This window comes from Photobacterium kasasachensis (assembly GCF_050336885.1).
Taxonomy (GTDB): Bacteria; Pseudomonadota; Gammaproteobacteria; order Enterobacterales; family Vibrionaceae; genus Photobacterium; species Photobacterium kasasachensis.
Genome location: NZ_JAKJSH010000009.1, coordinates 196305 through 220686, shown reverse-complemented (window position 1 = coordinate 220686; position 24382 = coordinate 196305). Strand labels below are relative to the sequence as shown.

Below are 24382 nucleotides of genomic sequence, written 5' to 3'. Positions count from 1 at the left end.
ACGACATAGATTCAATTTGGTATTCAGTACCGGGGTAGGTAGAATAGCACCGGTTTTGAGGGATGCAGGCTGCTTGGCTCTGGCATCCCTTTTTCATTGCTTTGCAGAAACTGCAAAGCGCAATAACGGGTGAGTGAAGAGCGGTACTGACATGGCAGACAAGTTTGATGTGGTGGTGATAGGGGCAGGCGCTGCAGGACTGATGTGCGCGGCAGAGGCCGGAAAGCGCGGTCGTTCGGTGCTGGTGGTGGACCATGGCAAAAAGCCGGGACGAAAAATCCTGATCTCCGGTGGCGGTCGCTGTAACTTTACCAACTACGATGTTGCAGCCAACAACTATGTCTGCCGTAATCCTCACTTTGTTAAGTCGGCGCTGTCGCAATATACCCAGTGGGACTTTATCGCTATGGTGGCCAAGCATGAGATTGCCTATGAAGAGCGCGATCACGGCCAGCTGTTCTGTGAAGACTCCGCCAAGGACATCGTCAATATGCTGCTGGCTGAGTGCGACCAGCCGACGATTGAACAGCGTTACCGTTGCGATGTCCACGATATTGCCAAGACCGAAACGGGCTTCAGCCTCAAGCTAAATACGACAACGGTAGAGTGTGAGTCGCTGGTGATTGCTACCGGTGGACTGTCGATGCCGAAGTTAGGGGCGACGCCGTTCGGCTATCAGGTGGCCGAGCAGTTTGGCCTTAAGATGGTGTCGACAACGGCCGGGCTGGTGCCGTTCACTTTGCACAAGGAAGAGAAGGAAGCCTATGCAGAGCTGTCGGGAATTGCGATCCCGGCGGTGGTCGAGGCCGAAGACGGAACCACCTTCAAAGAGAACCTGTTGTTTACCCACCGCGGCTTGTCTGGCCCGGTGATCCTTCAAATTTCTTCATACTGGACGCCGGGACAAAAGGTGACGGTTGACCTGTTGCCGGATCTGGAACTGGCTGACACCTTGGCGACCATGCGCGAGAAGCACCCGAACCAGAGCCTGAAGAATTCACTGTCCCGCCTGTTGCCAAAGCGCCTGATTGAGGTGCTGATTGAGCGCGGAGATATTCAGGACAAGCCGCTCAAGCAGTTCAACCCGAAAGAAATCGCCGCGATGGCAGTCTATTTCCACCAATGGCAGGTCGCACCGAACGGTACCGAAGGCTACCGTACTGCCGAAGTGACGCTCGGTGGGGTCGATACCGACGAGCTATCGTCAAAGACCATGGAAGCCAAGCAGGTTCCCGGGCTGTACTTTGTCGGCGAGGTGATGGACGTTAGCGGCTGGCTCGGTGGTTATAACTTCCAGTGGGCCTGGAGCTCGGGTTTTGTAGCCGGGCAATATGCCTGATTAAGAAATATTACTCGACTTATCAACGGCGCGTTCGCGCCGTTTATTATATCTACCCCACCAATAAAACAGTCCGCTCTAGCGGGGCAAACAAGTAACCGGTTACCCGGCGTTTACCTTTCCCTAACAGCCGAGAAATGTCGGTGATATTTTAGAAAAATTCAGCGAAAAAAACCTAGCCAGTGCAGAGAAAAAACCTATAATCCGCGAGCTTTTTTACCTGCACTAAATATCGGAGTTGATCGGAAATGAAAAAGACAGCATTTAAGGTTGTGGCGATGGCTGTACTGGCGACGTCGCTGACAGGGTGTATTGGCCAGATGGGCACATCCCAGTTGGTTACCAAGGCTAACCTGAGTGCCGTGGATAACCGTTATGGCCGTGCCGGGCTGTTTGTTCTGATGAGCCCGGTTTATGGCCTGGCGGCAACCGCCGACCTGTTTATCTTCAATACCATCGAGTTCTGGACCGGCAAAAACCCAATTACCGGCAAGTCGCCGGCGGTGGCGGATCAGCCTGTGGAGGCAATCTTCAAGGTGAACGGCAGTCTGGATCAGTCGATGACCTCGGCGCCGTTGGCGAGTGTTCATCACAGCAATATCGAAGCGGCGAGTTTGCGCCAGCTGGACGAAAAGACGCTTGAGATGAACGTGGTCTATAGCAATGGAGAGCGTGCGGTGCTGCGCGGCGAAAAAGCCGGTGAGGCAGTAAACTTTTATCTGGATGGTGAGTTTGTGGCAGCAGTCAGCATTGACGAGCTGAACCAGTATGCCCGAATTCAGGCATAGGATTTAGGTATACGCCTAGGGTAGGCTGGTATTGCTAGCTGGGTAGGGTGAATCATAAAACGGGATCTGGGATCCCGTTTTTAGTTTTTGCGGCGTTAAATTGGCTTAAGGCGCAATCGGTGCCAGTCCCCGCCATAAAATTTGAAAAGCACCCTCCTGATAGTCGGACTGGCTGGCGAAGTCCGGGCGTTCGGCAAACAGGTTGGCGGTTGCCAGAAAGTGGCTGTGACAGAAATTGAGGACCAGCTCCAGCGGCAGTGGTGCCAGTTGCTGCCTGGCTTGTGCTTGCTGAATATGCCCAATTAAAAAGCCCATTGATACAGCCATGAGCTCCTGATGCAGACTGATCTCAAACGCCGGGTCATGGGCGATTTGCTGCATGAACTGCAGTTTGTTGGGGTTGTCCTGTGCCCACTGCAAGGCTTGCTGCCAGAAGTGCCGGACCTGCGCCTGAATATCATCATGGTGGTGCTGAGGCTGCATAGCCTGGCCGAGTTCGGTCTTGATATTACTGTAGAGGGTAATGATCAGGGCCTGTTTGCTGGCAAAGTGGTGAAACAGGGTACCGGTGGCTACATTGGCCTGCTTGGCAATGCTGGCGGTCGAGGTTGCCTGGATGCCGTTGCGGACAAATAGGCTCAGGGCGGCATCGAGAATGTTCTGCTGTTTGGTTTTGGTCATACTGGGTTTACTTTAGGTTTAGCGATTCGCTAATTATTGTTTGTCACTGTACCAAGGATAGACCCGACCACCCGAGGCAGGTGGCCGGAAGGTAGGGGGTTAGCGCAGGAAGAAGGCCAGCATCAACTTCTGAATCCAGCCGCCATAGGGGGGCGTGGCGAGCTTGGTGGTGGTGAACTTGCCGCGGCTAAGTACCGTCTTGGCCTTGGAGAAGGTCAGGAAGCCTTCCTTGCCGTGGTAATGCCCCATGCCTGACGGACCGATACCGCCGAATGGAGCATCATCTGCGCCGACGTGCAGCACCGAGTCATTGATGCACATACCGCCGGAGTGGGTGGTGGTTTTGACCTCGTGTTGCAGCTCGGCATCGAAACTCATCAGGTACAGGGCCAGCGGGCGAGGGCGCTGGCGAATGTAGTCCAGTGCCTGGCTGACTTTCTGGTACGGGATCACCGGCAGCAGGGGACCAAAGATTTCCTCCTGCATCAGGGTCATGTCGTCTGTGGTGTTGAGCAGCAAATGGGTGATCATCCGGTGCTGCTGATCATCTCGGGACTGGTTGTGGCAGGGGATCACCTTGGCTCCCTGCTCCTTGGCCTCGTCCAGCCACTGGCTGAGGCGCTCATACTGGCGCGCGTTTACCACCGAGGTGAAGTCCCGGCTGGCCACGCCCTGCGGGTACATTTTGCCAAACTGCTTCTGGTACTCGGTGACAAAGTCATCGACTTTTTCCTCGGGAACCAGCACATAATCCGGCGCGACGCAGATCTGTCCGGCATTGAGGCTCTTGCCATAAATCATTCGCTCAATCGCCAGTTCTAAAGGCATATCCGGGGCGATCAGGGCGGGTGTTTTGCCGCCCAGCTCCAGAGTTACCGGGGTCAGGTTATTGGCTGCAGCATGCATAACATGGCGTCCGACCGTGGTTGAGCCGGTAAAGAGCAGGTGATCAAACGGCAGGGCGGTAAAGGCGGCAGCGGTGTCGGCCTCGCCTTCAAAGACGGCGACTTCATCGTGGCTGAAGGTGTCCGACAGCAGGCCTCGCAAGACCTTGTTGGTGTTCGGGGTGAATTCGCTCAGCTTGAGCATGGCCCGGTTGCCGGCTGCCAGTGCGGTGATCAGCGGGCCGAGGCTCAGCATGACCGGAAAGTTCCACGGCACCACTATTCCGACTACACCCAGGGGCTGATAAATGACCTCGACCTTGGCCGGGGCCAGCATCAGGCCGCTATGACGGCGGGAGGGCTTCATCCATTTCTTCAGGTGCTTGATTGTGTAGTTGATATTGGTCACGCACGGCAGGATATCGGCCATCAGGCTGTCGTGGGTACTGCGCTGGCCGTAGTCCTGGCAGAGTGCCTCGCACAGTGGCGTTTTTGCGCTGAGCAGGGCACGTTTCAGTGCGTTAAGTTTATCGAGGCGCTGCTTGAGAGACGGCATGGGATCGGCCAGGAATTTGTCTCGCTGAGACTGTAAGGTCTTTTCCATTACGGCACTATCTATGTGATGTGTCTTGATCTCTTCAATTGCTGTCATTGCCTCTCTCCCTCTTTTGTCCTGCAGGACGATCGATAATTATTTCAACAAAACCGACTAGTCAGTCGGTTTTAGTATAGCCGAAGAATCTGAACCGGGCGTAACCAGGAATGCCAATGGTTCGATTGGCGCTGATGACGAGCTCGGGAGCCAACTCTAGGTGTGTTTGGCATGGCCGCTTTTATCGGCATGAAAGGTATCGATAAAAGCTTGAAAATACTCGTTTAACTGTGCGGCCTGATCCACTTCGCCAAGAAGTTCTAGTAACGCGATACCGGCTTCACAGGTACAGAGGTTACCGGTCTGTTGGTTACGGCGAAGCTGGTAGGCGGAGGCCGATGTCGGGGTCAGGCTCAGGCGTGGCTGCTGGGAAAGCCAGGGGCTTTTTCGTACCATCTTTCTTGCTTCCTGCCAGGTGGCATCGAGCAGGATGAACAGCGGTTGTTTGTCGGATTCGGGCCGGTAGGCTGTGGCCGGGTGTTCTTCGTCACTGGGAAACAGCAGCCACGGCTGGCTGCCGGGTGCCCGGAGCTCATCAAGCAGTGCGGCGGGCGGGTTAACCCTGTCCCAGGTGTAGCGCTGGCTGTTAGGTAGGGTACGGAGCATAAGCTCGCCGGTATTGGTATCCTTGCCAAGCTCCTTGGGGTGGGTCAGCAGTATAAAGTGGGCCTTGCTGTTTAATCGGGGTTCGGCATGGCAGATGCAGTTGTGCTGAAAGCCGCAGCGGGAACAGGACATAGAGAGTACTCGTGGTTGTTTTGGCTGGCGGGAGTGTGACATATCCCTGCCGGCCAAAACAACCATGCCAAACAACTATGCCAAATAACTATGATAGCTAGCTTCGCGCCTGGTGATCCGGCTATTGCCTTTCCAGACTTAGCCCGTCACCGCCGAGGCTAAAAGTCTGACCGTTGACGGTCTCTTCCTTGACCGTGATCCGGTTGTCATCAAAGGTAAATACCCGCTCGCTGATCAGACGTCGTCCCTGATGCTGGGTCATGACAACCTGTACGGTATTGTCACTGGCCTGTTGCCAGAATCCAGTCTCATTGAGGCTGGGCTCGCCAGATGGGTAATCATAGCGGGTGGTCGCCGAGTGATCCGGGTTAAGGGTGACTGTGGTGGTCAGCACCGGGGTATTGTCGATATAGGATGTTCCCTGGTAACGACCGGACCAGCTCAGGGTAATATCGGTTGCCCCTAGTGTTGCGCAGCCTTTGTAACTGCTGCCTTGCCAGTTTAGCGTGGCCTGCCAGCCAAATAGCGAGTCGCTCATGGTGTCGTTGCATTGGCCCTTTGTTAGGATCAACGAGAAACCCTGCCCCTGATAATGCTGCCTGCCGGCAACAATCTCTTTGTTGGTAATTGTTTGCTGCTGGCGTTGCTGGCCGGGGCGGATCAGGTTGGCTTTGTCGCCGTCCAACTCGATCACCCAGCCTGGCTCGTTACCGAAGGCCCGTGTCGCATGCGGGGGCCGCTGGCAACCGCCGAGCATTTCGGCCGAGATTAGGTTAATTTGCTTGACCTGGAAGCGGCCGTCATAGGCGGCCGCGAAGCCTTCATCGGGAGCTGGCTCGAGATAGCCGATAAACTCCCCGTACATTGGCTCGTAGCCAGGACGGGTGATTTGGGCTATCGCCTGACGATCGGTTATCGGGGTATTGAGCCAGTATTGCTGGCTGCTGCCGCAGGGCTGGATGCTGTTGGATTCATGGCCAAGAACGACATTGCCTCGGAGCATAAAGGCCTGCACCTTTCCTTGCTCGGTGGTGGCTGTCGGGGTGCTGTCGTCAGGCGTGATCTCAATCGGCCCGGAAGTTGGCGAGGGTGATGAAGTGGTGCAGCCGGCTAGAGCTGCCAGTAGTGCTGCCGCAGGTAAAGCCTGTCTCAAGTGTGTCATTCGATTCCCTCGGTATGTTAGGCTGAGCCGTCGTAAAGTCATTATACCGCTGCTGGGACACCCGGTTTGTCCGTAATAGGATTTGGGTGATAGCGCAGCACAATAACTATAACGAGAACGATTATGGCCAATTGGTTATTTAAAACAGAGCCGGATACATTTTCGATAGACACTCTGAAACAGCAAAAAGTTTCCTGCTGGGAGGGTGTTCGTAACTATCAGGCCCGTAATATGATGCGGGACGAGATCAAAACCGGCGATCAGGTGTTTATTTATCACTCATCCTGCAAGGATGTCGGGGTGGTCGGTATTGCGACCGTAGTTAAGGAAGCCTACCCGGATCATTTCCAGTTTGATCCGGAGGGGCCGTATTTCGATCCCAAGTCCGATCCCGATAATCCGCGCTGGGTGATGGTTGATATTGAATATCAGCGCCACCTGCGTCTGGTGTCGCTCAAACGGATGAAAGCCAATCTGCTGCTGGCCGAGATGCCGCTGGTCAAGCGTGGCAACCGCCTGAGTATTATGCCAGTGACCGACGCGCAGTGGCAGGAAATCCTGCAGATGACGGGGCAGTTTTAAAGCGGGTGGTGATAGTAAGGCCGTGATAACAACAGGCTGCCAGGCAGCCTGTCGGATATACATTTGGTTTACAACAGGTTGTCGGCAAGATAGTGGGCTACGGCTTCTTCGCTGCAAGGACCGATAATTTCATGGTTCGGAAGAGCCTGCTTGACCCTGTCGTGCGCCGTTTCCATGATCACTCCCTTGCCAGCCATGCTGAGCATTTCGACATCATTCATGCCGTCGCCAAAGGCGAGGCAGTCTTTTAGCTCGTAGCCTTTTTCTTTTGCTACCGCTTCAAGCGCATGTCCCTTCGAGACATTGGCATCCATCACTTCCAGGCACCAAGGTGTCGAAAAGACGATATTGGTCTGCTGGCCGAAAGCGGCGTTGAAGCGCTCCTCCCACTCCACCATTTTTTCGTGATCCTGGTCGTCGCGGATAAAGAAGACTTTGGCGATGCCTTCTAATGGCGGATTGTCGACATCAAATAGTTGATACTGGAATGTCTCGTGAAAATCTTTCAGGTATTCGCAGTCGATATTTAGCAGCCAGTCATCGTTGCGGTAGATATGGATTTTCAGCTCGGGATCCTGCTTCGCCATGGCAACAATATCGCGGACTACACTCGGCTGCAGATCCTGCTTATAAATGACTTCACCCTTGCAGTTATGCACTCGTGCACCATTAGAGGTGATCATATATGCGGGGATCCCCAGTTGTTCGCGCATATCGGCGACATCAACATGGTGGCGGCCTGTGGCAAAGATGAAGGCTTTATCCTGACGATGAAGCTGGTTAATAACATCTTTGGTAAAAGGGGCAATTTTGTGCTCGGGGGTGAGTAAGGTACCGTCTAGATCTGAAGCAACTATCTTATACATGGAAACTCTCGGAACAATGAATAGGACTCTCACCACCCCAGGGGATAGGGAGTAATAAGATTCATATTAAACCAGATCGCCTGCGAAAAAAGGGGTTAATTTATCCTACAATCTCTTCCGCCTTCCAAAAATGGTTGATAATTGCCGCAAGAACGGGGTGGCGGTATTTGTCGACCTCGAACAGAAGTTCGTGGCGGGCTCCTTCGATAACGGTTAGCTGGCATGAGCGATTAGCTTGCTGCATCGCCTGACAAAACAAGTTATGCGCCTGGTTATCGACAATGTTGTCGTCACTTCCCTGCAGCAGCAGGATTGGGGTAGTGATATTGGGGGCCTGCTCGATGCACTGCTTGGCCGCTGCGATCCCCTGCCATACCCAACGGGCACTAGGTCCGCCGATTTTGAGCTCGGGTTTGTGCTCGTATAGATCGCGAAACCACTGATAGCGGATTTGGCTTTGGCAAAGCGGGTTGTCGACAAATGGCTTGGGATAATACGGGACTTGGCCGGGCGCGTAGTCTGGCTGGCGCTGGAGCTGTTCGACGACACGGGCCAGTGGTGAGGCGATGGGCTTCATCCAGTTGTTGATATTGATCCCGTGCATCGGGGCGCTGAGTACTGCACTGTCTATCAGGGAAGGGTGCTTGGCCATGAACAGGCTGCCGATAGTACCGCCCATTGAGTGGGCCAGCATAAAGTGTTGCTGGTAGCCTTTGGGAGCAATAACAGTATCAAAGAAGGTCTTGAGATCGCTGACGTAGTCGTCAAACTCTTCGATGTGGCCCAGTTCGGTGTCTTCGGCCAAACGGTCTGAGACGCCTTGACCGCGATGATCCAGGGCAAAAACATCATAGCCTTGTTGCACCAGATCATAAAAAAGCTCCTGGTATTTCCAGTAGCTTTCGATCCGGCCGTTGACCACGATAATAGCCTTGTCATGATTGTATCCGGTGAGGCTGACCCAGCCGACATTAAGCTGATCAACTCCCTGAAACATGCCCTCTAGGCGGTGTTGCCAGAGTTCGGCAACGGGACCTGCCATGGTATCGCAGAACTGAGATTCCTGTGAAAAATTAAAGTAGTGCGGTGGTTGAACAGTCATGGCTTTTCTCAGCGTAATGAAAATAGAAAATAGGGTGTTGCGTGCGGTCAGTCGCTAGGGCTTATGGCAAATCTAAGTTCAGTATAACGTAAAGTGGTCGCCTTCTTTAAGCGAGTGTGAGTTGCTTTAGTGATTGAACTACTGTTAACTTGTAGCCGTTTTATGCATTAGAGAAGAATAATGCCTGATTAACTGGGCAATTATTTTGCATAATAGGCGTTTCACAGGGTAGGGAGAGCAAGAGTGAGTATCGAAGTTTGGTTGGCTTATCTGGCGACAGCGATAGTATTTAGTTTGGCCCCGGGCTCAGGTACGGTCAATTCAATCAGCAACGGCATGGTTTACGGCTGGCGCAAGTCTCTGGCTTCAATTCTGGGGCTGCAGGTCGGCCTGGCGTTTCACCTCTTGCTGGTGGGTGTGGGATTGGGCGCGATTGTGGCCAAGTCTGCGACGGCATTCGCTCTGATCAAATGGATCGGGGTGGTTTATCTGGTCTGGCTCGGTATTCAGAAGTGGCGGGAGAAGGCATCGCTGAACGTTGAGGCGAATGTTGTCCAGGTCTCAGCTTGGCAGTTGTTTCGTCAGGCTGTCATGGTGAATTTGACCAACCCCAAAACGATTGTTTTTCTGGTTGCCCTGTTTCCTCAGTTCCTGAACCCGGCCGAGCCGCAGATGCTGCAGCTAACGGTGCTGGGGATCACAACCTTGGTGATTGATACTGTTGTAATGTTGTTTTATGTCACCCTGGCGTCAAAGCTCACAATGTATATTCGCTCAGCCAAAGTGATGGGCGGATTAAATCGTCTGTTTGGTTCGATGTTTATTGGCTGCGGCGCCTTGCTCGCTTCGGCGAAAGCGTGACTATTCAGTCCACAGGTCTGGGGCTGTTATAATTAGATTCGATATTTTAATTATATTTCAAACCATTAAGGAACCACGCAGGCATCATGTATTCCTATGTCGCACGTCAGCCAATTTTTAACCGCCAGCAACGGACCGTCGGGTACGAGCTGCTGTTTCGCGACGGGGAGAGTAATGCATTTCCTGTTATCGAGGCGAACAAGGCGACGTGTCGGCTGCTGGTGGAAAATTACATGGCGGTTGGCGATAACCCGGCGACTGCCGGTCAGCGCACGTTTATCAATTTTCCCTATGAGAGCCTGATCCGCCTGCTTCCTATGCTTCTGCCGAAGCGAAAAGTGATCATTGAGGTGCTCGAGAGCTGTACGCCGGATGAAGAGCTGTTTGTGGCGATCAAGTACCTCTATCGCCAGGGCTATGTGATCGCCCTGGATGACTTCGAGATGGCACCGCAGTGGCAACGGTTCTTGCCCTATGTGCACATTATCAAGCTGGACTTGATGAAAATCGGCATCGAGCAGGCGTGCGAGTTCGTCAATCAGCACCGTGACCGCAAGCTTAAGTTTCTGGCCGAAAAAGTGGAAACCCATCAAGATTATGCTGCCGCCTATGAGGCCGGCTTTCAATTTTTCCAGGGCTATTACTTCAGCAAGCCGGAGATGCTCAAAAATCGCCAAGTCGAACCGGAAAAGCTGACCACTGTGCGCCTGCTGCAGGAGATCTGCCGCGAGCCGGTGGACTTTAACCGGGTCGAGAAGATTATCATCAGTGACGTTTCACTGTCCTACCTGCTATTGCGATACGTCAATGCGGCCACTCATCGCACCATTGAACCAATCAGCTCGTTTAAGCAGGCACTGGTTTATCTCGGTGAGGAAAAAATTAAAATGTTCGTCAGTGCCGTGGCAACGGCACATGCGGCGATCGATAAGCCGAAAGAGTTGTACTCGCTGTCACTGCAGCGGGCCAGAATGTGCGAGATGCTGGCGGCTAGTAGCCAACTGGCTGTTGAAAAGGACAAGGCGTTTCTGACCGGACTGTTTTCACTGCTCGATGCCTTGCTGGATAACTCGCTGGAGCAACTGCTGACCCTGCTGCCGCTTGAGCCGGATGTGCGGGAAGCCCTGCTAAATCATCAGGGAGCGCTGGGCCAGATTCTGTCCTTGCTTGATGCCTACGAGCAGGCTGACTGGGAGAAGATCAGTGCTTGTTGCCAGGTGCTGGGGATAGGTGAGGAGCTGGTGGCGAAAAGCTATCAGCATGCCCTGCAGTGGTCTTCCCTGTACCTTGATACTTCTCCCAACCCGGACTCAACTGCCTGATTGTGGCTGTTTGATGAATCATTATTGAAAAGGCGGTGGCATTGCTGATGTGCTACCGCCTTTTTGTTTACACTGGGTCTTTTGGGACTCGACCAAACTTCACAACTCAGCAGGAGATAAATCGACAGTGTCTGTGTTTGCCCTTGTGCTGGTCGTGCTTTCTGCCGTTATCCACGCCAGCTGGAATCTACTGGGAAAATCCCGAACACCGACACCGGCGTTCTTCTGTGTTGCCAGCCTCGGTGCCGGACTGCTTTTGGTACCGGTGATCTGGGTGGTACTGACCTCGGCCTCGCCGCTTCCCTTTACGTACTGGCTGTTGCTGACGGTCAGTAGTTTTTGTCAGATGGTGTATATGGCCAGCCTGGCGCGCGCTTATCAGCTGGCGGATGTCGGCGTAGTTTACCCGATAGCGCGGGCGCTGCCGGTGTTGATGGTGGCGGTGGCCAGTACCTTGCTCGGGCAGTCGATGCCTTTATTGGCCTGGGCCGGGATGGTGCTGGTGACCTTAGGTTGCCTGATGGTGCCGGTAGTCAGCTTTCGTCGCTGGCAGTGGCGTGCCTATTGGCAGGGCGGGTGTCTGTGGGCACTGCTGGCTGCGATGGGCACGGCTGGCTATTCGGTCCTGGATAACCACGCGCTGGCAGTGATGACGGGGCATTATCAGCATGCCTTGCCGTCATTGTGGATAGCGTTTGGTTATCTGGGTATGCAGTTTATTGTAACGGGCCTGTGGTTGTTGCTATGGTGCTGCAGTGATGCAGGGCGCCGGCAGTTGAGGCAGGGTTGGCAGGACAGAAGGGTTGCCCTGCTGACCGGGAGCATGATGGGTGGCACCTACGGGCTGGTATTGCTGGCGATGACGTTGACCGAGAATGTCAGCTACGTGGTTGCCCTGCGTCAGCTCAGCATCCCGGTTGGCATCGGGCTGGGGATCTGGCTGTTGCGCGAGCCGGCACACCGGCCCCGGTTGGTCGGTGCCGGATTGGTGTGCCTGGGGCTGGTTGCAGTGTCGCTGCGTTAGTTAGTCTTCGCTAACCGGTGAGACTAGCGCTTTTCCACGGCATATTGACTCAGCACCTTGACGGCAGCCGTCAGTGCTGGGTTGAGGGTTTTGTTAGACGGGTAGCATAGCCCAAGGCGGCGGAACATTCGTGGCCCGTCCAGCGGGACGGTGACTAGCTGGTTGGCCGTTTCCAACACCCCGGTCGGCAGAAAAGATATCCCCAGCCCGGCCTGTACCAGATGCATCACCTGGGTTTTGTGCTCGGCCTTGGCGACCAGATTTACGGCAAGGCCATCACAGGCCAGTAAGCCGATGGTCTGCTGGTGGGCTTCGCAGGGCGGACATTCGATGAAATCATGCTGGTGGAGCTGCTCCGGTGGTACCTTTTCCATGCTTGCCAGCGGGTGCTCGGGTGGCATGCACAGTACATAGTCCTCATCCCACAGCGGCAGGAAGATTTCGTCTTCAGCCTTGAACATATCCAGCGTCAGACGCGCATCGGCAGGGGCATCGTGATCGACCAGCTCCATAAGCAAGTTAGGGATTTGCTGCTTGAGTTGGGCAAGTACCCGTGCCAGTTGCGACTGGCTCAGATCGGGAAAGTTGGCCAGTTTGAGCGGCAGGCATTCGGTGCGCTGTTGAAACAGCTGCGGCAGGCGGTTGATATCGCCCAGCAGCCGGATCGCCAGCGGGTAGAGGTAGTGAGCCTCGTCGGTCAGATCGACCCCTTTCTTATGGCGGACAAACAGCGGGGTGTTGAGCTCGGCTTCCAGTTGCTTGATGGCGTTGGAGATAGAAGGTTGCGAGACAAAGCAGCGTTCGGCTGCGAGAGTGATGTTCTTCTCTTCGTAGACGGCAACAAAAAAGCGTAGCAGGCGTAAGTCCATAAGGGAAAACTCGTTGGGGATCAGATGGTCATGATACCAAACAGAATAGCGCAATCTATCCATAGCTAAAATTTATGATAAGCAGAAAAAAAGGATATTTTTCCTGAGCAGCACAGCCCGATATAGTAGCGCCATCAACTAAATGCCGGCTGTTGATGACATCTCTACTATCTACTAGCAAAGGGTTTCATTATGTCTAAGTCTCTAATTGTGATCACAGGTGCAAGTTCAGGTATCGGCGAAGCAACCGCACGTAAACTGTCTTCAGAAGGCCACCCTCTATTGTTGCTGGCTCGTCGTATTGAACGACTAGAAGCCTTGCAGCTGCCGAATACAGTGTGCCGTCAGGTGGATGTCACAGATGCTGGTGCCTTCGCTGCAGCGATCAAAGAAGCCGAGGCACAGTTCGGGCCGGTAGATTGCCTGATCAATAACGCAGGAGTGATGTTGCTTGGCCTGGCCCATGAGCAGGATCCGGCTGAGTGGAAAGCCATGTTCGATGTAAATGTGATGGGACTGTTGAACGGTATTCACGCTGTACTGGCCGATATGAAGGCGCGCCAGCACGGTACCGTCATCAATATCAGCTCGGTTGCCGGTCGTAAGACCTTTCCGAGCCACGCAGCCTACTGCGGCACTAAGTTTGCTGTTCATGCCATCACAGAGAATATCCGTGAAGAAGTGGCCGATGACAACGTACGCTTTATCACGATTGCACCGGGTGCGGTTGAAACAGAACTGCTAAGCCACACGACCAATGATGATATCAAGGCGGGCTACGAAGAGTGGAAAGACGGCATGGGCGGGGTGATTGCACCGCAGGATATTGCCAATGCCATCAGCTTTGCCTATCAGCAGCCACAAAACTTGTGTATTCGCGAGATCGTTCTGGCTGCAACCCGTCAGCAGCCATAATGTCAGCATTCTGTGAGTAATTGATGAAAGCCGGAGCAAGTTCAGGTACTTACTCCGGTTGACTGCTATATTAGACAGTATTGGCAAGCCATTAGGCTCACTGCCAATACTGGATGAGAAGCTGGCTTAATACTTACAGGAGACCAACGGGTGAGGCAGAAGGTTGTCTTTTTCGATTTACTGCGTTGTATTGCGGCAATTGCTGTTGTTGTTATCCATGTTCTCGGCCCCTACCGTGATCAGTTGGGTGTGATCTCCGACAGCGCCTGGATTACTGCCACGAGCTTTAATAGTTTCAGCCGCTGGGCTGTCCCTGTCTTTATTATGATCACCGGTGCGCTAATGCTGAGTGATACCCGTGAGTTTGATGCGAAATATTATGTCAAACGGCGCCTTGGCAAGGTACTGGTTCCCTTTTTGGTATGGTCTGTCTTTTACGCACTGTTATCAGGCCTGACCTCGGCTGGCTATGATGGGGCGACCGCACTGGAGACGCTGAAAGCCCTGCCTGAGTACGAAACCTATTACCATCTTGGTTTCTTCTACTATTTTATCCCGTTGTATTTTGTGGTGCCGTTTCTTCAATACTATGTCCGGCAAACTGATCGAACGGGCACAATCGCACTTACTCTTATCTGGCTAGTGTTGACTACCTTGTTCCTGTTTAGGGTTGATGGTTTCTGGAGTCATCAGCTGGTTTTGTATAGCGGGTACTTACTTCTCGGTTACTGCCTGTTCCAACTTCAGTGGCCGGCATTGAAATGGTTGGTTGTTCTGGGGGGAGCGGGACTGCTGCTGACCGACTATATGGTGGTGAGTAACAGCTTCTCGGCCGGGGAGTATACCGTTGGCCGCTGGATGTCCTACAAGACACTCAATACCGCCTGTATCGCGGCGATGATTTTTGCCTTGTGCCGTCATTATTGTGACCGCTTAAGTCAGGCTTGGCTCACGCGCATTGCATTCATGAGTCGTTATAGCCTTGGCATTTATCTGTTGCATCCGATTTTTTTGTGGCCGGTACGTGAGTATGACCTGTATTTTGCCCATCCGCTGATCATGATCCCGTTCTGGACCCTGATTTGCACCGGATTGGCACTGACGGCCAGTTGGTTGCTGGCAAAGAGCACTAAAACAGCATGGCTGGTGCCCTAGAGCCTCCTGCCAGGTGGTAGTAGAACTAATCTCGGATCAGGGCGAAGTGTATAAATGACAGCCCTTTATAGGTCATGATGCCGCGATCGCCCGGATTGAGAGCATGGTAGTAATGTATGCCGACCATGAATTCGCGTTTGGGGCCGCCTTTGGTCGGCTGAACATAAATCCAGTACTCTTCGTTGTCATCACCGGGTTGGGCACCGATAACCGGCACGCTTTGCTTGGCGAGGATCTCGACCTCAACTTTCTTTTCGGGGGCGTTTTCTCCTTGTACGTGGCGGCGATAGAAGCGAATGAAATAAACAAATGAAATTACGAACAGGATGGCAACAGCCAGCACAATCCCTATTGGCATCAATGTACTCCTTGGTTAGCCGGACAATCCGGGTGAGAGTATTATTATGGAATGCCGTGTCCGGCAGTACATCCGAAGTGATAAATCGTGACTGCTACAGGGTTTTCTCTGTAGGGAAAGAAACGGTTATTCCCTGAAGCAATACAATTAGTTAGTTATCGCTGTAAGGAAACCGGTGTAAATCAGTGTCAGCAGGCTTTGCAAGGACTTTAAGTCACGATAAGGTAAGTAGAAAGAGCAGAAAGGAGATCGGCGTATGGCCAATATTGAGTTAGTTGTTACGCGCTCAAGGCGGATTGAGCACTTACTGCGTGAGCATTATCATGCTGAAGGCAAGGGCCTGCACCAGCTTATTACCAGCTGTGAGGAGCGCCTGCCTCATGAAATAATCCCCAAACTCCGTTTTGTGGCATCGGTGCGGAATAAAACCGTGCATCAAGACGGGTATCAGTTGGATGACAAGCCGGGCTTTCTGGCTGCTTGCCGGGATTGCGAAGATGAACTGACGCCCCGTAGCGGTCGCTTTGTCTGGACGGTGGCTGCCTTGGTCGTGTTGGGGTTTACCGCATTGGCTGTCTGGTTCTATTCAGAGCATTGGCACCGTATCAACCTTACTCCCTGATGCGAATCATGAACACCACCAACGGTTAATTGCTTACCCCTTTCCGCTGTTTGCCCGATGTTGCGGGCCGAATCTTCCTGCCGTTACCTGCTAAAACGAAAAAAGGTGCCAATAGGCACCTTTTTTTGAATTTTGTATTTTGCTTAGTAGATAACAGGCAGCGTCATTAAACCGACAACCACTGCGATCATCATAAGCCCTTGTTTTTGAGATGTTGTGAACATAGGTAAGATCCTCGTGTTGCTGCTGATTATGTGTTGATAAATACAATAGCATTGTTTTTGGCCTTTAGGCAAGCTCAACTGCTAAATTGTCAGGATAAGTTAAGTTAAAGGTGCTTTTAATGGTGCTCATTGGCTAAATAAACTGTGTTTTTTGCGTGGATTAAATAGTGTGCGCATTGTCTTGTTTCTGTTTTTTATGCCTATAAGTATTTGTTTTGTATTTGTTTTAATGTGTGTGATCGTGGTTTTTATTGTCTTTTTTTGAGTTTTTTATAATTTGTCGATCATATGTCGTTCTGCGTCGTCTGTGATTGCTTTTATGTGGTCTTGGTAAGTGGTGATGATGTTGGGATCGATAAGGTGAAGTGGTAGTTAGATAATTATGCTGTTTGCTCAGCTGCTTATAATGTTTATGTCTGGTTTTTAATGAAATTAGCAGTGTAAAAGTCCTGCGCTATATATTTTGTATTTTATTGAAATATTTATCTGTAACTTGTTGATATTTATCGGTTGTTTTTGTGGGGTTAACCGTGTGGTGATGTTGGGATTACCGGCCTTACAGGCTGTGATGGATTTGAGTAATTTGAATGAGGGGATTATTCATTACCTTGATATAAGGCAACCGTTTGCTATTTTTGTTTTGCTATCCTGAGGCTTATCGCTCATGGCGTGAAGTATTTCGCAACAAAGCTTTAGTGAATTTCCAATACTGAACGGTTTAGCGACTGATGTCTTTGTGTTTTTATAAGCGGGGTCTAGTTCTCGGGGATCCCTGCTAGACAATCCTGTTTGGGTTTCTAAACTGTCCCTGCTTATAACTATAATGATACTGGTGATGTTATGTGGGTTTGGTTAGCCATATCTTTATCTGCTTTATTACATGTTACAGCTGCGTACCATGGCCCTAAGTGGCAGTATTACTTTTTCAAGCCATTTACCATGGTGTTGTTGTTGCTCCTGGCCTGGCAAACTGGGCTTGAGAGTGTGTACCACCAGGCCATTTTTGTCGGGCTCGGGCTGTCTGTTGTCGGTGATGTTTTCCTGATGTTACCCAAAGACCGATTTGTTCCTGGCCTGATCAGCTTTCTTCTTGCACACCTTGCCTATTCATTGGCATTTTGGAGCCAGCTAAATGGCGATATGGTGTGGTGGTTGCCGGCGATGTTGGTCGGTGGCGGCGTTATCGTATTTTTGCTGTTGCTACCGTCATTGGGAAAGATGATCTTGCCGGTTGCCGTTTATATTGCGGTTATTGTTCAGATGACCTGGGCGGCGGGGGAGTTCTGGTTAACCGTGGGCTCAACAGCAGGGTTGCTGGCGTTTATTGGTGCCCTGGTCTTTATTGTTTCCGACACTGTCCTGGCCGTTGACCGTTTCCGGGGGCCTTTCAAGCCATCAACGATGGTTATTATGTCCAGTTACTATCTGGCGCAGTCTCTCTTTGTGGCGACACTGCTGGTCTAGGACCAGTAACCCGGCACTATGAAAGAAAAACGTTGCTGCAAAGGTCTGTGTCAGTGACGTTGTCGTGGCCCGATAATTAATCATAAGGAGCATGTGATGGGCAAACCATGGGTCAAGGTATATGATGCAGCCAATAATCTGGAGGCCTATAGTCTCAAGGGCATGCTGGAGAGCGAACATATCGAGGTACAGCTCAGCGGTGAATGTCTGTCATCGGCGACGGGGGAGTTGCCGACAGACGTGCTGCAGGTTGGGATCTGGGTAAGGGAGGAGCAGGTGCCGTTGGCAAGGCAGCAACTGGCACAATATGAACACACAGCTGCCAGTTGCTGGAACTGCCCGCAATGCGCCGAGCATAACGAAGGCCAGTTTGAAATTTGCTGGCAGTGCGGATGTGATAGACCTTAAACATATATTTTAAATGCTCTTAGTTGTCCTGAGTCAACTCCGCGCGTTGTGCTTGTGGTTTAATACTGGCATATTTTCCAATGGCTGCGAGAGATCCTATGACCCAGACCCATGCTCACAATGTCTTAAATATGCTGCTGGCTGCAGAGATCCCCTATACGGTTGAGTCTCTAAAACAAGCCGTTATTGCCGAATACGGTGAAGAGGTGCGTTTTCATACTTGTAGTCAGCAGGATTTGACTTTTGATGCGCTGTTAACGTTTTTGCTTGATCGTCGCAAGGTGATTCAAGATGGCGATACAATCACGGCCAATCGTGAACGGATGTGTAGCCACTAAGCGCCTACCCAAAAAATAGATTGCGTTAAAAGTGGTAAATTTATCGCCACCTTTTTGTTCGTTTGTTATACTTTCCCGCTTCTAGTCAGCTTTCTGGCTGACACCGTTATTTTTCTTAATCTTCTTACGATTAATCTCTGTCTGAGGTCTGCTTTGTGGAAATAATCTCTGCAGCGGTCATGCTATTTTTGATCATGGATCCGCTCGGCAATTTGCCGGTAATGTTATCGATCCTGCGGCATATTGAGCCGAAAAGGCGACGAGTCATTATGGTTCGTGAGCTGCTGATTGCCCTGGTTATTTTATTGGCATTTTTATTCGGTGGTCAGAGCCTGCTGAATTTCCTCCATGTCTCGGCGGAGACGGTCAGCATTTCAGGTGGCATTATCCTGTTCTTGATTGCAATCCGGATGATTTTCCCTCAGCCGGGTGGTGTGACGGGACTGGCTGCCGGTGAGGAACCGTTTATTGTGCCTATGGCAATACCGATGATTGCCGGACCGTCGGTGTTGGCATCCTTGCTGCTGTTGTCTAACCAGGAACCGGGCAGAACTTGGGACTGGGTCCTGGCTGTGTTGTTGGCATGGGGAGCCTCATTTGTCATTCTGATGTTCTATGAAGTCTTTAACCGTCTCCTGGGTGAGAAGGGGCTTAAGGCTGTCGAGCGCCTGATGGGCTTGCTGCTGATCATGATGTCGACCCAGATGTTTTTGGACGGGATACGCAATTTCTTCCAGATTGGGGGATAACAGGCGCGTCGCAGAAACGAGCATCTTGAGGTAGATTGGGTATATAGAAAAAGCGAGAGCAGGGGCTCTCGCTTTTTCGTTTCTGGCTCTGTGCCGGCTTACATCATGTGCTTGCGGCGGATGTCGAGCAGGGAAAAGATGCCGAAAATCAGTATTGACCACTTCTCCCAGCGGCTCATCTTGATCTTGTCGCCGAAGGCACCGATGAAAATCAGCATCTGCAGGCCGTGCATCATCAGCAGGAAGCCCGTCATAATGTACAGTGCCATGGCGGCCACACCCGGGAAGGGGTGGAAAATATTGACCAGCAGGACCAGCCAGACAAATCCGATGGCGGCTTTCGCCAACAAAATTAGCGTTTTCATGCTTCCTCTCTCTCATATAGCCGGTAGCTAACCTGTCCGGCGGTTTTTTCTTTGTGCAAATGCCAGTGGGGTGGCGTGTCGGGATCACCCAGCTCTTTCTCGGCTTCAATATAAATGATGGCACGGGGTGCCAGCCAGCCATTGTTTTCCAGCAGGGCTATCACCTCCTGTAGCAAATTCTTACGAAATGGCGGATCGATAAAAACGATATCGTAGGGAGTGCCAGGCTTGCTGAGATAGGCCAGGCTATCGGTATTGTGGATATGCGCATTGTCGGCACCCACGGTTTGACGGTTTTTTTCCAGTTGCTCGGCAGCTTTTTTGTCCAGTTCGAGCATGGTCACACTTTGTGCCCCGCGTGACAGGGCCTCAAAGCTCAGGCTGCCGCTGCCGGTAAAGAGATCCAGGCAGTTTGCCTCATAGAGGTCTTGCGCTAACCAATTGAAAACTGTCTCTTTTACACGATCTGTCGTGGGTCTGAGGCCTTCAACATCATGGACCGGAAGTTTTCGTCCGCGCCAGCGACCACTGATGATTCTTACGAACCCTTCCCGGCGGTTATTTGGCATATTTCGCCCTGATTGTTGCCTGCGTCTCGTCATAGATTTCTTCGACCGTTTAGAAAATGATAGTATACACCTGTTTTTAGGCTGCAAATTGTACCAATCAAGCTCTAGGATTTGCCAATGGCAGAAAAAAAGAAACGCGGATTATTTTCGTGGCTGGGTTTTGGTTCTGAAGAACAGACCGAGCAAGTTGAACAAAACAAAGACCACCAAGAGGTGGACACACAGGCTGAAGCGACTCAAAGCGAGGTAGCGGCGGCGGAAGAGGCCGAAGCTCAGGCGGCTGCGAGAGCGGCAGAAGAGGCTGAAGCTCAGGCCGCGGCGAAAGCGGCGGAAGAGGCTGAAGCTCAGGCCGCGGCGAAAGCGGCAGAAGAGGCTGAAGCTCTGGCTGCGGCGAAAGCGGCAGAAGAAGCTGAAGCTCAGGCTGCGGCGAAAGCAGCAGAAGAGGCCGAAGCCCAGGCTGCGGCGAAAGCGGCAGAAGAGGCTGAAGCTCAGGCTACCGAGCATACGGCGCAAGAAGCGGTTGTAGGTGAAACCACTGTTCACGAGCAGGAAAAACCGAAAAGTGAAGGCTTCTTCGCCCGCCTTATGCGCGGCCTCAAGAAGACCAAGACAAATTTCGGTACCGGCTTTGTAAGTTTGTTCCGTGGCAAGAAGATTGATGACGATCTGTTCGAGGAGCTGGAAGAACAGCTGCTGGTGGCCGATGTCGGTATGGACACCACGCTGAAAATCATTGAAAACCTGACCGAAAAAGCAGATCGCAAAGATCTTAAAGACGGTGAGGCGCTCTATGGATTGCTCAAAGACGAGCTGGGTGAGATGCTGGAGAAAGTCGAGCAGCCACTGGTCGTCGATACCAGCAAGAAGCCTTATGTGATCCTGATGGTCGGGGTCAACGGGGTGGGCAAAACTACCACGATTGGTAAGCTGGCCAAGCAATTCCAGGCTGAAGGCAAGTCTGTCATGCTGGCGGCCGGTGATACCTTCCGTGCAGCAGCGGTTGAGCAGTTGCAGGTATGGGGTGAGCGAAACAATGTGCCTGTCGTGGCCCAGCACACCGGAGCCGATAGTGCGTCAGTTATTTTTGATGCGATTGAGTCGGCCAGGGCCCGTAATGTTGATGTCGTGATTGCCGATACGGCAGGCCGTCTGCAGAACAAGGGCAACCTGATGGAAGAACTGCGCAAGATTGTGCGCGTGATGAAGAAGGTTGATCCGCAGGCTCCGCATGAAATTATGCTCACCGTCGATGCGGGTACCGGTCAGAATGCGATCAGCCAGGCCAAATTGTTCAGCGAGGTTGCTCCGGTATCGGGGATAACGATCACCAAACTGGATGGTACGGCGAAAGGTGGGGTGATCTTTGCCGTGGCAGATCAGTTCAATATCCCAATTCGCTACATAGGTATTGGCGAAGGGATCGATGATCTGCGTCCGTTTGCTGCCAATGAGTTTATTGCAGCACTGTTTAGTGACGAGGAATAAGTCGTGATTCGGTTTCAGCAGGTAAGTAAGGCTTATCGTGGCGGGCGCCAGGCCCTGCAAAAAGTGGATTTCCATCTGCAACAGGCAGATATGGCGTTCTTGACCGGCCACTCCGGTGCCGGTAAGAGTACCCTGCTGAAACTGATCTGTGCGATTGAACGGCCGAGTGATGGCCAAATCTTTTTCAACGGTCATGAAATTACCCGGATTGATAATAAGCAGATCCCTTTTCTGCGCCGTAATATCGGGATTATTTTTCAGGACCACAAGCTGCTGATGGACCGTAGTGTCTATGACAATGTTGCGATGCCGTTGCGGATTGAGCTGGCGTCGGAAAACGAGGTCAAGCGGCGGGTTTCGGCCGCGCTGGACAAAGTGGGCCTGCTCGACAAGGCACGCTGCCTGCCGATGCAGCTGTCCGGCGGCGAGCAGCAGCGGGTGGGCATAGCCCGTGCGGTGGTAAACAAGCCGCGGCTGTTGCTGGCTGACGAACCAACGGGCAACCTCGATGCTGCGCTGTCTCATCAGGTGATGCAGCTGTTTGAAGAGTTCAACCGGGTAGGGGTGTGTGTGTTGATGGCAACCCATGATACCTCCTTGCTCACAACCCATAACTATCGCCGCTTTGATCTTCAGCAGGGGCATTTGAGGGAGGTAGCACGACGTGGCGCGTAAGCAAACGGGTTTCTTTGCGGTGCACAAACAGCAATGCAAGGGCGCATTGGTCGAGTTGATGCGACGTCCGCTTGGCAACATTCTGACCCTGGCAGTATTGGCCTTTGCGCTGACGTTGCCTGCCAGTTTTTATTTACTGGCCAAAAATGTCACTCTGGTGGCACAGGCATGGCAAAATCCGACTCAGCTGACCCTGTATCTCGAGCAGGGCACCCCGGCGTCGGCTGCTGCCCAGTTCAGTGAGCAGATGCAGGGCTGGCCGGAGGTTGATTCGGTCGATTATATTTCTCCCCAGCAGGGGCTGGAAGATTTTCGCGAGCATGCCGGTTTTGACCAGGCCCTGACCCTGCTGGACGAGAACCCGCTGCCGTCGGTGGTTGTGGTTCGCCCGGTGACGGCATGGCAAAGCAATGACAAGGCGGTGGCACTGGCAGCCAAGATCCGCAGTGAGCCGCAGGTCGATGAAGTGAGACTGGACAGTGACTGGCTGCAGCGGCTGGCAGCCATTAAAGATCTGGCAATTACCATGGCATTGCTGATGTCTGGACTGATGCTTTTTGCTGTTTTCCTGATTGTCGGCAATACATTGCGGCTGCAGGTGCAAAACCAGAAGGACGAAATTCAGGTGATGAAGCTGGTCGGTGCAACCGACAGTTTTATTCTTCGGCCTTATCTCTATACCGGGGCCTGGTACGGCCTGATAAGCGGGACCGTGGCTTGGGTATTGACGGCGATTGTTACTATACTGCTGGATGGCGCGGTGGCGAAACTGGCGGCACTGTATGACAGCAGTTTTCGCCTAGTAGGATTACGTTGGGACGAAACCCTGATTTTGCTGATGATTGCCTCGTTCCTCGGCCTGCTTGCAGCACGTTTATCTGCCGGACGCCATTTGAAAGAAATTGAACCTATCTGACGTTTTTGAATCTATAAATGGTGTAAATTACGCGACCGACTTGCAAAGGTGGCTGTTTTCTGGGCATCATTACAGGTTCAGGTAATTTCCCATTGGTTTAAAAAACACACGAGGTTTGTTGAATGGCACAAGAGATGACTTCAATGGCTTTAGTTTCTGCCGATAGTCTGGATGGATATATCCAGAGTGTTAACAGCTATCCGATGCTGTCGGCCGAGCAGGAACGCGAGTTAGCTGAGCGTCTGCATTATGATGGTGATATTAACTCGGCGAAAAAGCTGGTTATGTCCCACCTGCGCTTCGTTGTGCATGTTGCACGTGGCTATTCAGGCTACGGCCTACCAATGGCAGATTTGGTCCAGGAAGGTAATATCGGCTTGATGAAGGCGGTAAAGCGCTTTAATCCTGAAGTTGGTGTTCGCCTGGTGTCCTTTGCCGTCCACTGGATCAAGGCTGAAATTCATGAGTACGTGCTGCGTAACTGGCGTATCGTGAAAGTCGCGACCACCAAGGCCCAGCGTAAGTTGTTCTTTAACCTGCGTAAGTCCAAAAAGCGCCTCGGCTGGTTCAACAATGATGAAGTGCAAATGGTCGCCGAGCAGCTGGGTGTCGAGGCAAGCGAGGTCCGTGAGATGGAGTCGCGACTGGCGGCGCAGGATCCGACGTTCGAAATGCCATCTGAAGATGATGATCGCGATAGCGGTTACACGGCACCGGTGTATTACCTCGAGGACAAGTCGTCCGATGTTGCTCTGAGCTATGAAGAGAACAACTGGGAAGCGCATGCAAATAACCGCTTGTCCCTTGCTTTGGGCAGTCTGGATGAGCGTAGCCAGCATATTGTCCGATCTCGCTGGTTAGATGAGCAGAAGACTACCTTGCAGGAGCTTGCTGATCATTATGGGGTTTCTGCAGAAAGGATCCGCCAGCTGGAGAAAAATGCGATGAAGAAACTGAAAGAAGCGGTCGGAGACGCGATCTAAAGATCCTCGCAAACTATCCACAAAGATGAATTTTTGAAAACCGGCCTGGGGCCGGTTTTTTTGTACCTGATTTCTGAGAGATACCTCACATTTGTGGGTAGAATTGTGTACTACAAGGTAAGTTATCCACAGCTTTCGATCGGATCCGATCTACATGTAGTGGATCCAAATGTCGGGAAACACATTATCAACGCTATTCACAGTTTTTTCCACAGCTGGTGGTAAATTGATCAGTTGCTGGGGGCGGGGTTGTGGACCGTTGATCTGACGCCTTGTGGTGCCTGGT

At 52.2% G+C, this 24382-nt stretch carries 27 protein-coding genes; 17 read left to right on the top strand and 10 right to left on the bottom strand.

Annotation, left to right across the window (positions count from 1 at the left end):
- Positions 1-151 precede the first annotated feature (151 nt).
- Positions 152-1339 (top strand): BaiN/RdsA family NAD(P)/FAD-dependent oxidoreductase, encoded by a 1188-nt coding sequence (locus L4D19_RS14555; RefSeq protein WP_428453042.1) that lies wholly within the window; start codon positions 152-154, stop codon positions 1337-1339.
- 248 nt (positions 1340-1587) lie between these two features.
- A complete protein-coding gene (locus L4D19_RS14550; RefSeq protein ID WP_428453041.1) occupies positions 1588-2127 on the top strand; it encodes a DUF3332 domain-containing protein in 540 nt (179 codons plus the stop codon).
- Between the two features lie 105 nt (positions 2128-2232).
- On the opposite strand, the gene L4D19_RS14545 is transcribed toward L4D19_RS14550, so the two are convergent.
- The 4 genes from L4D19_RS14545 to L4D19_RS14530 form a co-directional block, all read right to left on the bottom strand.
- Positions 2233-2808, bottom strand: coding sequence for a TetR/AcrR family transcriptional regulator (locus tag L4D19_RS14545; protein WP_428453040.1), 576 nt, complete (start codon positions 2806-2808; stop codon positions 2233-2235).
- Between the two features lie 99 nt (positions 2809-2907).
- Complete coding sequence (locus L4D19_RS14540) at positions 2908-4344, bottom strand: coniferyl aldehyde dehydrogenase (protein WP_428453039.1); 1437 nt, start codon at positions 4342-4344, stop codon at positions 2908-2910.
- 156 nt (positions 4345-4500) lie between these two features.
- Positions 4501-5082, bottom strand: a complete 582-nt coding sequence (locus tag L4D19_RS14535; RefSeq protein ID WP_428453038.1) for a tRNA-uridine aminocarboxypropyltransferase — start codon at positions 5080-5082, stop codon at positions 4501-4503.
- 121 nt (positions 5083-5203) lie between these two features.
- Positions 5204-6244 carry a COG3650 family protein gene (locus L4D19_RS14530; protein ID WP_428453037.1) on the bottom strand — a complete coding sequence of 347 codons (1041 nt, stop codon included), beginning with the start codon at positions 6242-6244 and terminating at the stop codon, positions 5204-5206.
- A 123-nt stretch (positions 6245-6367) separates the two neighbouring features.
- Here L4D19_RS14530 and L4D19_RS14525 point away from each other — a divergent pair, with 123 nt between their 5' ends.
- Complete coding sequence (locus L4D19_RS14525; RefSeq protein ID WP_428453036.1) at positions 6368-6826, top strand: EVE domain-containing protein; 459 nt, start codon at positions 6368-6370, stop codon at positions 6824-6826.
- Between the two features lie 68 nt (positions 6827-6894).
- On the opposite strand, the gene L4D19_RS14520 is transcribed toward L4D19_RS14525, so the two are convergent.
- Both L4D19_RS14520 and L4D19_RS14515 read right to left on the bottom strand, forming a co-directional pair.
- Positions 6895-7692: a Cof-type HAD-IIB family hydrolase gene (locus tag L4D19_RS14520; RefSeq protein ID WP_428453035.1), complete on the bottom strand. Its 798-nt coding sequence runs from the start codon at positions 7690-7692 to the stop codon at positions 6895-6897.
- A gap of 100 nt (positions 7693-7792) precedes the next feature.
- The gene (locus L4D19_RS14515) at positions 7793-8794 is read right to left on the bottom strand and encodes an alpha/beta fold hydrolase (RefSeq protein ID WP_428453034.1); all 1002 of its coding nucleotides are present in this window, start codon (positions 8792-8794) and stop codon (positions 7793-7795) included.
- Between the two features lie 243 nt (positions 8795-9037).
- Here L4D19_RS14515 and rhtB point away from each other — a divergent pair, with 243 nt between their 5' ends.
- The 3 genes from rhtB to L4D19_RS14500 all read left to right on the top strand — a co-directional run bounded on the left by rhtB (position 9038) and on the right by L4D19_RS14500 (position 12001).
- The gene (rhtB, locus tag L4D19_RS14510) at positions 9038-9655 is read left to right on the top strand and encodes a homoserine/homoserine lactone efflux protein (RefSeq protein WP_428453033.1); all 618 of its coding nucleotides are present in this window, start codon (positions 9038-9040) and stop codon (positions 9653-9655) included.
- Positions 9656-9741: 86 nt separating this feature from the next.
- Positions 9742-10977 carry an EAL and HDOD domain-containing protein gene (locus L4D19_RS14505; protein ID WP_428453032.1) on the top strand — a complete coding sequence of 412 codons (1236 nt, stop codon included), beginning with the start codon at positions 9742-9744 and terminating at the stop codon, positions 10975-10977.
- Positions 10978-11104: 127 nt separating this feature from the next.
- The gene (locus L4D19_RS14500) at positions 11105-12001 is read left to right on the top strand and encodes an EamA family transporter (RefSeq protein ID WP_428453031.1); all 897 of its coding nucleotides are present in this window, start codon (positions 11105-11107) and stop codon (positions 11999-12001) included.
- Between the two features lie 23 nt (positions 12002-12024).
- Here the strand turns inward: L4D19_RS14500 and L4D19_RS14495 are convergent, their stop codons facing one another.
- Positions 12025-12870 carry a LysR family transcriptional regulator gene (locus tag L4D19_RS14495; protein ID WP_428453030.1) on the bottom strand — a complete coding sequence of 282 codons (846 nt, stop codon included), beginning with the start codon at positions 12868-12870 and terminating at the stop codon, positions 12025-12027.
- A 192-nt stretch (positions 12871-13062) separates the two neighbouring features.
- Between L4D19_RS14495 and L4D19_RS14490 the strand changes: the two genes are divergently transcribed.
- Positions 13063-13785, top strand: a complete 723-nt coding sequence (locus tag L4D19_RS14490; protein WP_428453029.1) for an SDR family oxidoreductase — start codon at positions 13063-13065, stop codon at positions 13783-13785.
- Between the two features lie 150 nt (positions 13786-13935).
- Positions 13936-14940, top strand: a complete 1005-nt coding sequence (locus tag L4D19_RS14485) for an acyltransferase (protein WP_428453028.1) — start codon at positions 13936-13938, stop codon at positions 14938-14940.
- Between the two features lie 25 nt (positions 14941-14965).
- Here L4D19_RS14485 and L4D19_RS14480 read toward each other — a convergent pair whose 3' ends face one another.
- A complete protein-coding gene (locus tag L4D19_RS14480) occupies positions 14966-15298 on the bottom strand; it encodes a DUF2500 domain-containing protein (RefSeq protein ID WP_428453027.1) in 333 nt (110 codons plus the stop codon).
- A 256-nt stretch (positions 15299-15554) separates the two neighbouring features.
- Between L4D19_RS14480 and L4D19_RS14475 the strand changes: the two genes are divergently transcribed.
- From L4D19_RS14475 to L4D19_RS14455, 5 genes are all read left to right on the top strand, one after another.
- The gene (locus L4D19_RS14475; RefSeq protein WP_428453026.1) at positions 15555-15920 is read left to right on the top strand and encodes a DUF4145 domain-containing protein; all 366 of its coding nucleotides are present in this window, start codon (positions 15555-15557) and stop codon (positions 15918-15920) included.
- 1064 nt (positions 15921-16984) lie between these two features.
- Positions 16985-17608, top strand: a complete 624-nt coding sequence (locus L4D19_RS14470; RefSeq protein WP_428453025.1) for a lysoplasmalogenase — start codon at positions 16985-16987, stop codon at positions 17606-17608.
- A gap of 96 nt (positions 17609-17704) precedes the next feature.
- The gene (locus L4D19_RS14465; RefSeq protein WP_428453024.1) at positions 17705-18016 is read left to right on the top strand and encodes a putative signal transducing protein; all 312 of its coding nucleotides are present in this window, start codon (positions 17705-17707) and stop codon (positions 18014-18016) included.
- 98 nt (positions 18017-18114) lie between these two features.
- Positions 18115-18354, top strand: coding sequence for a YecH family metal-binding protein (locus L4D19_RS14460; RefSeq protein ID WP_428453023.1), 240 nt, complete (start codon positions 18115-18117; stop codon positions 18352-18354).
- 155 nt (positions 18355-18509) lie between these two features.
- Positions 18510-19103 (top strand): YhgN family NAAT transporter, encoded by a 594-nt coding sequence (locus tag L4D19_RS14455; protein WP_428453022.1) that lies wholly within the window; start codon positions 18510-18512, stop codon positions 19101-19103.
- Positions 19104-19201: 98 nt separating this feature from the next.
- On the opposite strand, the gene L4D19_RS14450 is transcribed toward L4D19_RS14455, so the two are convergent.
- Positions 19202-19468 (bottom strand): DUF1145 domain-containing protein, encoded by a 267-nt coding sequence (locus L4D19_RS14450; protein ID WP_075766257.1) that lies wholly within the window; start codon positions 19466-19468, stop codon positions 19202-19204.
- Positions 19465-20070: a 16S rRNA (guanine(966)-N(2))-methyltransferase RsmD gene (rsmD, locus tag L4D19_RS14445; protein ID WP_428453021.1), complete on the bottom strand. Its 606-nt coding sequence runs from the start codon at positions 20068-20070 to the stop codon at positions 19465-19467. The genes L4D19_RS14450 and rsmD overlap by 4 nt, the downstream gene beginning before the upstream one ends.
- Positions 20071-20154: 84 nt before the next feature.
- Between rsmD and ftsY the strand changes: the two genes are divergently transcribed.
- The 4 genes from ftsY (at position 20155) to rpoH (ending at position 24096) form a co-directional block, all read left to right on the top strand.
- Positions 20155-21522 (top strand): signal recognition particle-docking protein FtsY, encoded by a 1368-nt coding sequence (ftsY, locus tag L4D19_RS14440; RefSeq protein ID WP_428453020.1) that lies wholly within the window; start codon positions 20155-20157, stop codon positions 21520-21522.
- 3 nt (positions 21523-21525) lie between these two features.
- A complete protein-coding gene (ftsE, locus tag L4D19_RS14435; protein WP_075766261.1) occupies positions 21526-22197 on the top strand; it encodes a cell division ATP-binding protein FtsE in 672 nt (223 codons plus the stop codon).
- Positions 22187-23113, top strand: coding sequence for a permease-like cell division protein FtsX (gene ftsX / locus L4D19_RS14430; protein WP_428453019.1), 927 nt, complete (start codon positions 22187-22189; stop codon positions 23111-23113). The genes ftsE and ftsX overlap by 11 nt, the downstream gene beginning before the upstream one ends.
- A 122-nt stretch (positions 23114-23235) precedes the next feature.
- Complete coding sequence (gene rpoH / locus L4D19_RS14425) at positions 23236-24096, top strand: RNA polymerase sigma factor RpoH (RefSeq protein WP_160652468.1); 861 nt, start codon at positions 23236-23238, stop codon at positions 24094-24096.
- Positions 24097-24382: the final 286 nt, after the last annotated feature.

What these genes read in the sequence shown, in the direction of transcription:
- L4D19_RS14515 (WP_428453034.1), bottom strand. Translation starts at nt 8,794, where the DNA reads ATGACTGTTCAACCACCGCACTACTTTAATTTTTCACAGGAATCTCAG.
- L4D19_RS14495 (WP_428453030.1), bottom strand. Translation starts at nt 12,870, where the DNA reads ATGGACTTACGCCTGCTACGCTTTTTTGTTGCCGTCTACGAAGAGAAG.
- ftsY (WP_428453020.1), top strand. Translation starts at nt 20,155, where the DNA reads ATGGCAGAAAAAAAGAAACGCGGATTATTTTCGTGGCTGGGTTTTGGT.
- L4D19_RS14520 (WP_428453035.1), bottom strand. Translation starts at nt 7,692, where the DNA reads ATGTATAAGATAGTTGCTTCAGATCTAGACGGTACCTTACTCACCCCC.
- L4D19_RS14505 (WP_428453032.1), top strand. Translation starts at nt 9,742, where the DNA reads ATGTATTCCTATGTCGCACGTCAGCCAATTTTTAACCGCCAGCAACGG.
- L4D19_RS14490 (WP_428453029.1), top strand. Translation starts at nt 13,063, where the DNA reads ATGTCTAAGTCTCTAATTGTGATCACAGGTGCAAGTTCAGGTATCGGC.
- L4D19_RS14450 (WP_075766257.1), bottom strand. Translation starts at nt 19,468, where the DNA reads ATGAAAACGCTAATTTTGTTGGCGAAAGCCGCCATCGGATTTGTCTGG.
- L4D19_RS14540 (WP_428453039.1), bottom strand. Translation starts at nt 4,344, where the DNA reads ATGACAGCAATTGAAGAGATCAAGACACATCACATAGATAGTGCCGTA.
- L4D19_RS14550 (WP_428453041.1), top strand. Translation starts at nt 1,588, where the DNA reads ATGAAAAAGACAGCATTTAAGGTTGTGGCGATGGCTGTACTGGCGACG.
- L4D19_RS14480 (WP_428453027.1), bottom strand. Translation starts at nt 15,298, where the DNA reads ATGCCAATAGGGATTGTGCTGGCTGTTGCCATCCTGTTCGTAATTTCA.
- L4D19_RS14530 (WP_428453037.1), bottom strand. Translation starts at nt 6,244, where the DNA reads ATGACACACTTGAGACAGGCTTTACCTGCGGCAGCACTACTGGCAGCT.
- L4D19_RS14525 (WP_428453036.1), top strand. Translation starts at nt 6,368, where the DNA reads ATGGCCAATTGGTTATTTAAAACAGAGCCGGATACATTTTCGATAGAC.
- L4D19_RS14535 (WP_428453038.1), bottom strand. Translation starts at nt 5,082, where the DNA reads ATGTCCTGTTCCCGCTGCGGCTTTCAGCACAACTGCATCTGCCATGCC.
- rsmD (WP_428453021.1), bottom strand. Translation starts at nt 20,070, where the DNA reads ATGACGAGACGCAGGCAACAATCAGGGCGAAATATGCCAAATAACCGC.
- L4D19_RS14460 (WP_428453023.1), top strand. Translation starts at nt 18,115, where the DNA reads ATGACCCAGACCCATGCTCACAATGTCTTAAATATGCTGCTGGCTGCA.
- L4D19_RS14545 (WP_428453040.1), bottom strand. Translation starts at nt 2,808, where the DNA reads ATGACCAAAACCAAACAGCAGAACATTCTCGATGCCGCCCTGAGCCTA.
- L4D19_RS14475 (WP_428453026.1), top strand. Translation starts at nt 15,555, where the DNA reads ATGGCCAATATTGAGTTAGTTGTTACGCGCTCAAGGCGGATTGAGCAC.
- L4D19_RS14470 (WP_428453025.1), top strand. Translation starts at nt 16,985, where the DNA reads ATGTGGGTTTGGTTAGCCATATCTTTATCTGCTTTATTACATGTTACA.
- L4D19_RS14465 (WP_428453024.1), top strand. Translation starts at nt 17,705, where the DNA reads ATGGGCAAACCATGGGTCAAGGTATATGATGCAGCCAATAATCTGGAG.
- rpoH (WP_160652468.1), top strand. Translation starts at nt 23,236, where the DNA reads ATGGCACAAGAGATGACTTCAATGGCTTTAGTTTCTGCCGATAGTCTG.
- L4D19_RS14555 (WP_428453042.1), top strand. Translation starts at nt 152, where the DNA reads ATGGCAGACAAGTTTGATGTGGTGGTGATAGGGGCAGGCGCTGCAGGA.